Here is a 12,208-nt window from a genome sequence, read left to right as displayed (position 1 = left end):
CGTGTCGCACGACCACTCGCACGACCACCCGCACAGCCACGTCCTGAAGGGCGCCGAGGACTTCCCGCACTGGCAGCTGCCCCCGCGCACGCCGGGGCCGGTGCAGGTCAACCGACCCCGCGGGGAGCGCGGCTTCGCCGGCATCCAGACGTTCATGAAGCTGCCGGTCTGCCTCACCCCGGAGGACCTCACCGCCGGTGAGATCGACGTCGCGGTCCTCGGCGTGCCCTGGGACGGCACGGTCACCGGCCGCGCCGGCACCCACCTGGGCCCGATGGCGATCCGCTCCGCCGACTACATCGGCGGCTACGGCTCGAGCCTGCCGCACCTCGACGTCGGGGTGGACCCCCTGGAGCACCTGCGCGCCTGCGACTACGGCGACGCCGAGGTGCTGGTCGGCAACACGCTGGGCACCTTCGACCTGGTCCGCGAGTTCGTCGGCGGCGTCGTCGACGCCGGCGTCGTGCCGATCGTCCTGGGCGGCGACCACGCCATCACCTGGCCGTGCGCCACCGCCGTGGCCGACCACTTCGGCCACGGGAAGGTCGGCATCATCCACTTCGACGCGCACGCCGACACCGCGCCCGACTCGCCCGGCTCGCTGGCCAGCCACGGCACGCCGATGCGCAAGCTGATCGAGAGCGGCGCCGTCCCGGGCAGGAACTTCGTGCAGGTGGGCCTGCGGGGCTACTGGCCCGACAAGCCGATCCTCGACTGGATGGAGGAGCACCAGCTCCGCACCCACTTCATGGCCGAGATCCGCCGCGACGGCTTCGAGGCGGTGCTGGAGCGGGCCCTCGACGAGGCGCTCGACCAGGCCGACCACCTCTACATCTCCCTGGACGTCGACGTCTGCGACCCGGCGTTCGCCCCCGGTACCGGCACGCCCGAGCCCGGCGGCCTGACCAGCTGGGAGATCCTGCGCACCGTCCGCCGGCTGGCCGCCGAGGTCGGCATCGTCGGCATGGACGTCGTCGAGGTCAGCCCGCCCTACGACGGCACCGCCGGCATCACCGCCCTGCTCGCGCACCGCGCCGTCCGCGAGGCGCTGACCGGCACGGCCATGCGCCGGATCGGCCTCACCGAACCCGACTACGTCGACCCCCGGTCGGCCGGCACCGGCGCCGCCCGCACCTTCCGGGACGCCTGAAACCCCCTGGACCGAGGAGAGAGACCGTGCAGCAACCCATGATCGTCGGCCGGCCCGTGCTGGTCGTCGTCGACATCCAGCAGGGCGGGGCCATGCCCGCCGACGTCGTCGGCATCGCGCACATGCCCGGCATCGAGGGCCGGGTCGAGCGCGCCGAGCGGCTGGTCGCCGCCGCCCGCGCCGCCGGCGTCCCGATCGTGTTCTTCCAGGAGGTGCACCGCCCCAGCGGCATCGACTTCGGCCGCGAGCTCGACGGCGCGGAGGGCCGGCACTGCGTCGACGGCGCCCCCGGCACCGACCTGTGGCCGACCCTGCTGCCCGACCCCGCCGCCGACGACCGGGAGTTCCACATCGTCAAGCGGCGCTACTCCGGCTTCATCGGCACCGAGTTCGAGATCGTGCTGCGGGCGCTGCAGGCCCAGACGCTGATCCTGATCGGCGGGCTGACCGACGTCTGCGTGCACTACACCTTCGCCGACGCCCACCAGCGCGACTTCCACGTCCGCGTGGTCGAGGACTGCGTGGGCGGGTCGACCGAGGCACGGCACGCCGCCTCGCTCGACGCCATGGAGTACCTGCAGGCCGGCGCCCGGCGCGGCACCGACGAGATCGTCGCGGCGTTCGAGGCCCTGGCCGCCCGCACCGAGCTGGCGGGGGTGGGCGCGTGAGCCGCCGGCTGCTCGGCGCGGTCGCCGCCGTCGTCCTGGCCGCGTCGCTGGCCGCGTGCGGCGGCGACAGCCAGCCCGAGGTCTCCAGCTCGGCGCCCGACGACGGCGTCCTGCGCCTGTCGTTCCTGCAGGACCCCGGCCAGCCGCCGGACCCCGACATCTACTACGCCGGGCAGGGCCTGCTGCTGACCCAGAACCTCTACGAGGGCCTGCTGCGGTACAAGGCCGGCACCGCCGAGCCGGAGATCGAGGGGGCGCTGGCCACCGACTGGCAGGTGAACGAGGACAACACGGTCTACACGCTCACCCTGCGCGAGGGCGTCACCTTCCACGACGGGACGCCGTTCGACTCCTCGGCGGTCAAGCCCTCCTTCGACCGCCGCCTCGCGGTCGGCCAGGGCCCGGCGTACATGGTCGCCGACGTCGCCTCGGTCGAGACGCCGAGCCCGACCCAGGTGGTCATCACCCTCAGCGCGCCGAACTCGGCGTTCCTCGACTACCTGGCCGCGCCGTACGGGCCGAAGATGATGAGCCCGACCGTCCTCGCCGAGCAGGCCGGCGACGACTTCGCCCAGACCTACCTGCAGACCCACGACGCCGGCACCGGCCCGTACACGCTCACCCGCGCCGACGTCGGCGAGCACTACGAGATGCAGGCCTACGAGGACTGGTGGGGCGGCGACGTCCACTTCACCACCATCGACATGCCGGTCATCACCGACCTGTCGACGCAGCAGCTGATGCTCAACAACGGCGAGCTGCACGGCATCCTGCACGGCCTCAACGCGCCCGCCGTGGAGGACTACCTGGGCAACGACGGGGTCTCCACCTACAGCCTGCCGTCGTTCACCACCGAGCAGGTGTACGTCAACCCGAACACCGGGCTGCTGGCCGACCCCGCGGCGCGGACGGCGTTCCAGCAGGCGCTGGACCTCGACGGCCTGCGGGAGCAGGTGTTCGCCGGCCGCAGCGAGGAGGCGACCGGCAACTACCCGGCGGGGATGCTGGCCGAGGGCACCGACACCCAGGAGGTCGAGCACGACACCGCCCCGCTCCAGGAGATCGCGCAGTCGGCGTCCGCCGAGGACAAGACCATCGTCATCGGCTACGACACCAGCTCGCCCGACGACCAGCAGCTGGCCAACCTGGTCAGCGCGAACCTGCAGGGCCTCGGGTTCACGCCGGAGGTCCAGGGCTACACGACCTCGCAGGTCTTCGGCTGGATCGGCAACCAGGACGGCGCCCCGAACGTGTACATCGCCAGCTACTGGCCCGACGCGGCCGACCCGTACACCTCGGCGCACATCCTGTACGCCGCGGACGGCGGCCTGAACTACCTGGGCTGCTCCGACCCGCGGATCGAGGAGCTGCTGCCGCAGGCGCTGGCCACCGGCGACGAGGCGGTCTACGCCGAGATCGGCGACCTCGCCTCGGCCACCGGCTGCTGGACCAACATCGCCTACCGGCAGGACTTCATGGTCACGCAGACCTGGCTGCAGGGGGTCGAGGAGGCGCACGACGTCGCCGCCCCGATGAGCCTGCGCCTGGCCGCCCTGTCCGCCTGACACCCTCGGGAGGGCCGGCGGCCGCCGGCCGCCGGCCCTCCCGCCGACGAGAGGAGCGCCATGGCCCGCTCGGGCGTGCGCGAGATCGTCCTGCTCACCCTCGGCTGGGAGGAGCTGCCGAAGTCGGTCTCGGTGGAGGGCGCCCCGCCCGAGGAGCGCATGCGCGAGCCCGTGCCCGGCGTCCTGCTGCGCGTCGACGGCGGCTGGCTGCTGCTCGACACCGGCTTCAACACCGCCTACCTGCGCGACCCGGCGCTGCGCCGCCGGTTCGACCCGCTGTGCTCGGCGGTCCTGCCGCGGGAGGGGGAGCCGCTGGAGCAGGCGCTGGCCGACGTCGGGATCGACGTCGACGACGTCGCCGCCGTCGGGCTCTCGCACCTGCACCTCGACCACGCCGGCGGGCTGCGCCACTTCACCGGCCGCCCGGTGCACTGCCAGCGCCGCGAGCTCGAGTTCGGCCTGCGCCCCGAGGCCGAGCGGCACGCGATCCACCGCATCGACTTCGACGACCCGCGGCACGACTGGCGGCTGGCCGACGGCGACGCCGAGATCGCCCCCGGCGTCACCGCCGTGCTGACCGCCGGGCACACGCCGGGCCACCAGAGCTTCGTCGTCGACCTCGACGACAGCGTCGGCGGCGGCGGCCTGGTGCTCGCCTTCGACGCCGCCGACCTCACCGAGAACATCGACCACGAGGTGTCGGTGGGCGGCCGGGTGGACGCCACGCCCGAGGAGTGCGTCGAGCAGATCCGCCGGCTGAAGTCGATCGCCGCCGCCCGCGGCTACCCGCTCGTCCCGGGCCACGACCCCGTCGTCTGGCCGCGGCTGACGGAGGAGCTGGCCGGCCGGTTCGGCCGGGCGCCCGCGCGCTGAGTTTCCGATCTTCCGCCGCCGGGAACCCCCTCCCCGGTATCTCTCAGGGAGGGGACGTCCGTGGACACCTGGCTGATCGTGCTCATCGTCGTCGTGGTCGTCGTGCTGCTGGCGCTGGTCGCGCTGATGGCGTCGAAGCGCAACCGCGTCGCCAAGGCCCGCAAGCGGGAGCAGGCCCGCGAGCACCTGCAGGAGGCCCAGGTCCGGGCGGCGCGCGCCGACCAGCAGCACGCCCTGGCCGAGGAGCAGGCGGCGCGGGCGCGCCGGGAGCAGGCCGAGGCGCAGGAGCGGGCGGCCCGCGCCGAGCAGGAGGCCGCCGAGATCCGGGCGCAGGCCGACCAGGACCGGTCGGCGGCCGACTCGCTGCGGGCCAAGGCGGAGAAGCTCGCGCCCGACCTCACCCGCGACGACGGCAGCCACACCGGCACGCAGGGCCGGCACGCCGTGCCCGCCGACGGCGGGGCGACGGTGCCGCCGGACCAGCGCGGCGACGGGGGCGCCACCCGCCGCTGAGTTCCCGCCTTCCGGGGGGTCGATGTTCTGAGACCCTGACGTCGACCTCCGGAGGGCGCCATGTCCCAGCAGCCGACCCACCTGCTCGCCATCGGCACGCGCAAGGGCCTGTGGCTCGCGCGCAGCGACGACGGCCGCCGCACCTGGACGCTGGACGGCCCGCACCTGCTCGCGCAGGAGGTGGCGTCGGTGTCGGTCGACACCCGCCATCCCACGCCGCGGGTGCTGGCCGGCATCCAGTACGGCCACTGGGGGCCGACGGTGATGTGGTCCGACGACCTCGGGGCCACGTGGCAGGAGACCGAGCAGGGGGCGATCCGCTTCCCGGAGGAGACCGGGGCGGCGCTGGCGCGCGTCTGGCAGCTGCGGCCCGACTCCGCCGACCGGCCCGGGGTCGTGTGGGCCGGCTGCGAGCCGCACTCGCTGTGGCGCAGCACCGACGGCGGCTGCAGCTTCGACCTGGTCCGCGGGCTGTGGGACCACCCGCACCGGCCCACCTGGGGGCCGGGCGGCGGGGGAGCGGCGATCCACACCGTCCTGACCGACCCCGCCTCCGACCGCGTCGTCGTCGCGATGAGCGCGGGCGGCGTCTACGTCAGCGACGACGGCGGTGGCAGCTGGGCGCCGCGCAACCGGGGCATCTCCGCCGGCTTCCTGCCCGAGGAGCCCGAGTACGGGCAGTGCGTGCACAAGGTGGCGGTCGACGCCGGCGACCCGCAGCGGATGTACGCGCAGAACCACGGCGGCGTGTTCCGCACCGACGACGGCGGGCAGAAGTGGACGTCGATCGCGGGCGGCCTGCCGGCCGACTTCGGCTTCCCGATCGTGTCCTCGCCGCGCACCGCCGGGACGGCGTGGGTGGTGCCGCTGGTGGCCGACATGCAGCGGGTGCCGCCGGGGGGCCGCCTGCGGGTGCACCGCACCCGCGACGCGGGGGAGACGTGGACCGCCAGCTCGAGCGGGCTGCCCGACGGCGCGTGGACGTCGGTGCTGCGCGACGCGTTCTGCGCCGACGACGCCGAGCCGACCGGCCTCTACCTCGGCACCCGTGACGGCTGCGTCTACGCCAGCGCCGACGAGGGCGAGAGCTTCACGACGGTGGCCGAGCACCTGCCCGACGTCCTCACCGTGCGCGCGGCGCGGCTGCCGTGAGCGTCGAGGTGGTGCTGCCCGGCGCGCTGGCCGACCTGGCCGGCGGGCGCAAGCACCTGGAGCTCGACGCCGGCGGGGGCACGCTCGCCGAGCTGCTCGACGCGCTGGCCGCGCAGCACCCGCTGCTCGGGCGGCGGATCCGCGACGAGGCCGGGCAGCTGCGGCGCTTCGTGAACGTCTACGTCGACGGCGACGACGTCCGCTACGAGCAGGGGCTGGCGACGGTGCTCCGGGACGGCACCCAGGTGCACGTGCTGCCGTCGATCGCCGGCGGCTGAGGCCGGCGGCACGCTCTCCGTCGTCCAGGGGGTGCGCTGACGCGGGGTTCCGGGCGCCGGAATCCGGCCCCGGCGCACTCCGTGACGCTGCGCCGGCGGCTGAGCGGGGACTTCCGGGTCAGAGGGCGGCCAGCTCGGCGCAGGTGGGGCACAGCTGCTCGGGCTCGTAGCCCTCCGGCGGCCAGGGCAGCTGCTCGTCCTGGGCGACGAAGGCCCCGCACAGCGCCTTGCGGCTCTGCCCGTTCACCCGGCCGATCGTGGCGTGGGCGGGACCGATCCGGCGGGGGGTCAAGCCTTCCGAGCCGAAGGAGCCGACCATCACCACCGCGTGGGCGGTGCCGTAGGCGTACGTGCTCGTCATACCGCCAGGGTCCGCAGCGCCCGGCGCGACCGGCCAGCACCCCTCCCGGCGTGTCGCCCCGACGCGCACCGCGCGCACCACCGGCCACGGGTGTGCTGTGCCGCAGGTCACGAACAGGTCACACCGCGGTCGGGCACTTGACACCGGTATGTAAGGACGGTGTCCTAACAAACCATGACGGCGGCGAGCGAGGGCCTGGTGCAGCGGCGGCTGCTGCGCCCGACCGCGAAGGTGCTCCCCGAGCACGCCCGGGTGCACAACCGCTCGATGGTGCTGCAGCACCTGTTCCACTCCGGCCCGCGCTCGCGCGCCGACCTGGCCCGCGCCACCGGCCTGACCCGGGTGACCATCTCCGACCTGGTGGCCTCGCTGCTGGCCGACGGCCTGGTCGACGAGCTCGGCTCCCGCGCCGAGGGGCGGCCGGGCAAGCCGGCCACGCTGGTCGGCCTGCGCACCGACGCCTTCCAGGTCGTCGCGGTCGACCTCGCCGACGACGAGCGCATGCACGGCGCCGTCCTCGACCTCACCGGCGAGGTGCGCGAGCGGCGGTCGGCGGCCGCCGGCGGGCGCACCGGCGAGGCCGCGGTGGAGGCGCTGCTCGCGCTCTGCCGCGAGCTGCTCGCCCTCGCCACCCGGCCCGTGCTCGGCGTCGGCGTCGGGTCCCCGGGCGTCATCGACCCGTCGGGCACGGTGCTGCAGGCGCCCAACCGCGGCTGGTACGACGTGCCGCTGGCCCGCGAGCTCGGCGCCGCGCTCGGCCTGCCGGTGCACGTCGCCAACGACGCCAACACCGCCGCGCTCGGCGAGTTCACCTACGGCGGCGCCTCCGGCGGCGGCCTGCTGGTGCTCACCGTCGGCGGCGGTGTCGGCGCCGGCATCGTGCTCGACGGCGCGCTGGTCCAGGGGCACGAGCACGCGGCCGGCGAGATCGGCCACGTCACCGCGGTCGACGAGCGGGACGACATCGACGGCGCGCCGCTGGGCCGCCCCGAGCCGTGCGCCTGCGGGCGGCGCGGCTGCCTGGAGACCGTGCTGTCGGTGCCGGCGCTGCGCCGGCGCACCGAGGGGCTGGACGGCGCCGCCCGCGAGGCCGCGCTGGCCGCCGTCGGGCGGCGGCTCGGCATCGTGCTGGCCCCGGTGGTCAGCACCCTGAACCTGTCCGAGGTCGTGCTCAGCGGACCTCGGGAGCTCCTGGACGGCGCCCTGCGCGAGGCCGCGCTGGCCACCCTCCGGGAACGCACCATGCCGGTCGTCAGCAGCCACCTGCAGCTGCGGACGACCTCGCTCGGCGAGGACGGCGCCTTGTCCGGGGCCGCCGTCCTCGTGCTGTCCGGCCAGCTCGGGGTCACCTGACGACCCCGAGCCGGCCAGTTGCAGGTCGGAGAACCACACCCCACAGCGGCGCTGTCCGGCACCGACTGAGCGCATCGGAAGGAATCCCCGACATGAAGAGGGTACGCACGGGAGGGCTGGCCGCCGTGGGCGTCGGCCTCCTGCTGGCCGTCGCGGCGTGCGGCGGCGGGTCCGACGACGCCGCGGCGAGCGGCGACCAGGAGATCCGGCTGTGGCTCAACGGCGCCGACACGCCGCAGGAGCTGCGCGACTACCTGGTCGAGACCTTCGAGGCGCAGAACGAGGGCGCCACGCTGGTCATCGAGGAGCAGGACTGGAACGGCCTCGTGCCGCGGCTGCAGACCGCGCTCGCGTCGGAGGACCAGACCCCCGACCTGGTCGAGATCGGCAACACGCAGAGCCCGACCTTCACCTACGCCGGCGCCTTCGCCGACATCAGCGACATGGTGGCGGACCTGGGCGGCGACGACCTGCTGCAGGGCTTCGTCGAGGCGGGGACCGTCGACGACAGCGTGTACGCGGTGCCGTACTACTCCGGCGCCCGCGCGGTCTTCTACCGCAAGGACCTGTTCCAGGCCGCCGGGGTCGCGGTGCCGACCACCCTCGAGGAGTTCCGCGAGGCCGCCGTCGCGCTGCAGCAGGCCAACCCCTCCGGCGCGGCCAGCTTCTCCGGGTTCTGGTTCCCCGGGCAGGACTGGTACAACGGCATCGCCTGGATCTACAGCGCCGGCGGCGACCTCGCCGTCCGGGACGGCGACCGGTGGGTGGGCAACCTGTCCAGCCCCGAGTCGCTGGAGGGCCTGGCCCAGGTCCAGGACCTGTTCACCAACGCCACCAGCGCGCCGCGCGACGCCGACTCGGCCGATCCGTGGATCCCGTTCAACAACGGCGAGGCAGCCATGTTCTCGGCGCCGACCTGGGCGCGGTGGAGCATCGACCTGCCCCAGTGCAACAAGGGCGTCGACCCCGAGGACACCTCGCCGGAGGCCGAGGCCCTGCGCGCCGAGCAGCAGGCCTGCAACGAGGAGCTCACCGGCGTCTTCCCGCTGCCCGGCCCGGTGGCGGGGGAGCCCGCGACGGTCTTCGCCGGCGGCTCGAACATCGCGATCCCGGCCATGTCGCAGAACCAGGACCTGGCCCGCAACCTGCTGGAGATCATCTTCAGCGAGGAGTACCAGACGATGCTGGCCGAGAACGGCCTCATCCCGGGCAACAGCACCTACGCCGACGCCCTCGGCGACGACGCCTACGCGCAGGCCGCGCTCGACGCCGCGCTGAGCGCCAAGCTCACCCCCGCGGCGGAGAAGTGGGCCGACGTCGAGGGTGCGCGCATCCTGGAGGACTTCTTCCAGGAGGTGGCCGGCGGCGCCGACCTCGCCGAGGCGGCGGCCCGGGCGGACGAGCTGATCACCGAGACGCTCAACTGACCGCCCGATCCGGCGCCGGGGGCCGCGCCCCCGGCCCCCGGCGCCGGATCCGCACCCCGGAGTGCTCCATGCCCGCTCCCCGCACGCCGTCGACGGTCGAGCCGTCGACGCCCGCCCCGCCGGCCCCGCCGCGGGCGCCCGTGGTGCCGGCGCCGCCGTCGGCCCCGGCCGCGGCGACCCGGCGACGCCGGCCGTCCCGGCCCCGGCTGGGGCCCTGGCTGCTGCTCGTCCCCGCGCTCGCGCCGATCGCGATCGGCCTGGGCTACCCGCTGGCGCGCCAGTTCGTCCTGTCGTTCCAGGAGTACGGGCTGGCCCAGCAGTTCGGCCGGCCGGCCGAGTGGGTCGGGCTGGACAACTACACCGCGCTGCTCGGCGACCCCTACGTCTGGGGCGTCATCGGCCGCTCGATCGCGTTCTGCCTGGTCAACGCCGGGCTGACGATGGCGATCGGGATCGGGCTCGCCGTCCTCATGACCGCGGTGGGCCGCGGCGCCCGGATCACCCTGCAGGTCGGTCTGCTGCTGGCCTGGGGGACGCCGGTGCTGGCCACGCTCACCGCATGGCAGTGGCTGTTCGACTCGCAGTACGGCGCGGTCAACTGGGTGCTCAGCGAGGTGTTCGGCGCCGAGGGCATGCGCGGGCACTCGTGGCTGATCGAACCGTGGTCGTTCTACCTGCTGGCCACGGTGATCGTCGTCTGGATGAGCGTGCCGTTCGTCGTCTTCTCCGTCTACGCCGGGCTGCTGCAGGTGCCGGGGGAGTGCATCGAGGCGGCCGAGCTCGACGGCGCGAGCTCCTGGCAGCGGCTGCGGCACATCGCCCTGCCGATGGTGCGGCCGGTGCTCACCGTGGTGGGGCTGCTGCAGATCATCTGGGACCTGCGGGTCTTCACCCAGATCTACGTCCTGCAGCGGGCCGGCGCCCCGACCCGGGAGACGCACCTGCTGGGCACGTTCATCTACTCGCTGGCGAAGGAGTTCTCCATGGCCGGGGCCATGGCCACGATCATGCTGGCCATCACGCTGGTCCTCACCGTCCTCTACATCCGCCGGATGCTGCGGGAGGAGGACGCATGACGGCCGCCGCCCCGGCACGACGGCGCCGCGCCGGCGCCGGCCGCCGGCTGCTCGGCGTCCTCGCCGTCGCCGTCGCCCTCGTCTGGGCCTTCCCGATCTACTGGATGCTCAATTCCGCGTTCCTGCCGACCAATCGGCTGCGGACGCCGGAACCGACGTTCCTGCCCCTCGACGGGACGTTCCGGAGTTTCCGCGAGGTGCTCACCGATCCCGCATTCTTCGCCTCGCTGCGCATTTCCCTCGCGGTCACCGGGATCACCCTCGCTGCCGCCATTCTGTTCGCATTCCTGGCGGCGCTGGCGATCAGCCGGTTCCGGTTCCGCGGCCGCAAGTCGTTCGTCGTGCTGATCCTGGTCGTGCAGATGATCCCCGCCGAGGGGCTGTTCATCTCCCAGTACCAGGTGCTCGACGGCTGGCACCTGGTCAACGCGGTCGCCGGGCTCTCGCTGGTCTACGTCGCGGCGATCCTGCCGTTCACGATCTGGATGCTGCGCGGCTTCGTCAGCGGGGTGCCGGTGGAGCTGGAGGAGGCCGCGATGGTCGACGGCCTGTCCCGCACGGCGGCCTTCTTCCGGATCACCTTCCCGCTGCTGGCCCCCGGCCTGGTGGCCTCCGGGGTGTACGGGTTCCTGCAGGCCTGGAACGAGTACACGCTGGCGCTGGTCGTCATGACCGACCCCGCGCAGCGCACCCTGCCGCTGTGGCTGCAGGGCCTGGTGGAGGCCAACCGGGCCACCGACTGGGGCGTGGTCATGGCCGGGGCGACGGTCATCTCGGTCCCCGTGATCGTCTTCTTCCTGCTCGTGCAGAAGCGGATGAGCGCCGGGCTCGTCGCCGGGGCGGTGAAGGGGTGAGCGCGGACCGCTGGTCGGTCGGCCTGGACATCGGCGGCACCAAGGTCCTCGGCGTGCTGCTGGACGGCGACGCGGGGGTGCGGGCCACCGCCCGGGTGGCGACGCGGCCGGGCGCCGCCGGCGTGGTGGCCGCCGCGGCCGACGTGGTCGCGCGGCTGTGCGCCGCCGCCGGGCTGGCGCCGGGCGACCTGGCCGGCGTGGGCGCCGGCGTGCCCGGCCTCGTGGACCCGGTCACCGGCCGCCTGACGCACGCGGTGAACCTCGGCATCTCCGACCAGGAGGTCGAGCTCGCGCCGATGCTGGGCGCCCGGCTCGGCGGCGTCCCGGTCGTCGTGGAGAACGACCTGAACGTCGCCGCCGTCGGGGCCGCGCGGGTGCTCGGCCTCGCCGGCGACCTGGCCTTCCTCGCCCTGGGCACGGGTGTCGCCGCCGGCCTGCTGCTCGGCGGGGAGCTGCGCCGCGGGCACCGGGGGGCGGCGGGGGAGATCGGGCACGTCCCGGTCGACCACGCCGGCCCGCCGTGCCCGTGCGGCCAGCGCGGCTGCCTGGAGCTGTACGCCTCGGGGACGGCGATCGACGCGGCGTGGCAGAACCGCGACGGCCGGCCCACCGCGGTCGACCTGTTCGCCGCGGCCGCGGAGGGCGACCCCGCGGCGGTGGCGGTGCGCGACTCCTTCGCCGACGCGGTGGCCGCGGCGGTGCGGCTGCTCGTGCTCACCTGCGACGTGGAGCACGTCGTCCTCGGCGGCGGCGTCGCGGAGGTCGGCCCGCCGCTGCTCGAGGCGGTGGCCCGCTCGGTGCGCCGGCAGGCCGAGGGCTCGGCGTTCCTGCGCAGCCTCGGCCTCGCCGACCGGCTGCAGGTCGTGCCGCAGGACGTGCCGGTCGCCCCGATCGGGGCGGCGCTCGCCGTCCGCGGACTGGTCCCCGCGGGAGCGTGA

General features: G+C 74.6%; 13 protein-coding genes. 12 read left to right on the top strand and 1 reads right to left on the bottom strand.

Going from position 1 to position 12,208, the window contains the following annotated elements; translation table 11 throughout:
• Nucleotide 1: 1 nt before the first annotated feature.
• From speB to ACI78S_RS21025, 7 genes are read left to right on the top strand one after another with little or no spacing between them, the layout of a single operon-like run.
• A complete protein-coding gene (speB, locus tag ACI78S_RS21055) occupies nucleotides 2–1,150 on the top strand; it encodes an agmatinase (protein WP_456976926.1) in 1,149 nt (382 codons plus the stop codon).
• Between the two features lie 26 nt (nucleotides 1,151–1,176).
• The gene (locus ACI78S_RS21050) at nucleotides 1,177–1,818 is read left to right on the top strand and encodes a cysteine hydrolase family protein (protein WP_456976925.1); all 642 of its coding nucleotides are present in this window, start codon (nucleotides 1,177–1,179) and stop codon (nucleotides 1,816–1,818) included.
• Complete coding sequence (locus tag ACI78S_RS21045) at nucleotides 1,815–3,383, top strand: ABC transporter substrate-binding protein (protein WP_456976924.1); 1,569 nt, start codon at nucleotides 1,815–1,817, stop codon at nucleotides 3,381–3,383. The genes ACI78S_RS21050 and ACI78S_RS21045 overlap by 4 nt, the downstream gene beginning before the upstream one ends.
• Before the next feature lie 60 nt (nucleotides 3,384–3,443).
• Nucleotides 3,444–4,256, top strand: a complete 813-nt coding sequence (locus ACI78S_RS21040) for an N-acyl homoserine lactonase family protein (protein WP_456976923.1) — start codon at nucleotides 3,444–3,446, stop codon at nucleotides 4,254–4,256.
• Nucleotides 4,257–4,316: 60 nt separating this feature from the next.
• Nucleotides 4,317–4,769, top strand: a complete 453-nt coding sequence (locus ACI78S_RS21035) for a hypothetical protein (protein WP_456976922.1) — start codon at nucleotides 4,317–4,319, stop codon at nucleotides 4,767–4,769.
• A gap of 60 nt (nucleotides 4,770–4,829) precedes the next feature.
• A complete protein-coding gene (locus ACI78S_RS21030; protein ID WP_456976921.1) occupies nucleotides 4,830–5,921 on the top strand; it encodes a WD40/YVTN/BNR-like repeat-containing protein in 1,092 nt (363 codons plus the stop codon).
• Nucleotides 5,918–6,199: a ubiquitin-like small modifier protein 1 gene (locus tag ACI78S_RS21025; protein ID WP_456976920.1), complete on the top strand. Its 282-nt coding sequence runs from the start codon at nucleotides 5,918–5,920 to the stop codon at nucleotides 6,197–6,199. Before ACI78S_RS21030 ends, ACI78S_RS21025 begins: the two co-directional genes overlap by 4 nt.
• 118 nt (nucleotides 6,200–6,317) lie before the next feature.
• On the opposite strand, the gene ACI78S_RS21020 is transcribed toward ACI78S_RS21025, so the two are convergent.
• Nucleotides 6,318–6,560 (bottom strand): hypothetical protein, encoded by a 243-nt coding sequence (locus ACI78S_RS21020; protein WP_456976919.1) that lies wholly within the window; start codon nucleotides 6,558–6,560, stop codon nucleotides 6,318–6,320.
• Between the two features lie 174 nt (nucleotides 6,561–6,734).
• Between ACI78S_RS21020 and ACI78S_RS21015 the strand changes: the two genes are divergently transcribed.
• From ACI78S_RS21015 to ACI78S_RS20995, 5 genes are all read left to right on the top strand, one after another.
• Nucleotides 6,735–7,913: an ROK family protein gene (locus ACI78S_RS21015; RefSeq protein ID WP_456976918.1), complete on the top strand. Its 1,179-nt coding sequence runs from the start codon at nucleotides 6,735–6,737 to the stop codon at nucleotides 7,911–7,913.
• A 92-nt stretch (nucleotides 7,914–8,005) separates the two neighbouring features.
• Nucleotides 8,006–9,340, top strand: coding sequence for an extracellular solute-binding protein (locus ACI78S_RS21010; protein ID WP_456976917.1), 1,335 nt, complete (start codon nucleotides 8,006–8,008; stop codon nucleotides 9,338–9,340).
• A gap of 68 nt (nucleotides 9,341–9,408) precedes the next feature.
• Nucleotides 9,409–10,416: a carbohydrate ABC transporter permease gene (locus ACI78S_RS21005; protein ID WP_456976916.1), complete on the top strand. Its 1,008-nt coding sequence runs from the start codon at nucleotides 9,409–9,411 to the stop codon at nucleotides 10,414–10,416.
• Nucleotides 10,413–11,270: a carbohydrate ABC transporter permease gene (locus ACI78S_RS21000; protein WP_456976915.1), complete on the top strand. Its 858-nt coding sequence runs from the start codon at nucleotides 10,413–10,415 to the stop codon at nucleotides 11,268–11,270. The genes ACI78S_RS21005 and ACI78S_RS21000 overlap by 4 nt, the downstream gene beginning before the upstream one ends.
• Nucleotides 11,267–12,208, top strand: a complete 942-nt coding sequence (locus tag ACI78S_RS20995; protein ID WP_456976914.1) for an ROK family protein — start codon at nucleotides 11,267–11,269, stop codon at nucleotides 12,206–12,208. The genes ACI78S_RS21000 and ACI78S_RS20995 overlap by 4 nt, the downstream gene beginning before the upstream one ends.

The sequence above is a fragment of the Geodermatophilus sp. SYSU D00815 genome (genome assembly GCF_054050035.1).
The sequence above is the reverse complement of the archived record's forward strand: the minus strand, read 5'-3'. Positions and strand labels throughout refer to the sequence as shown.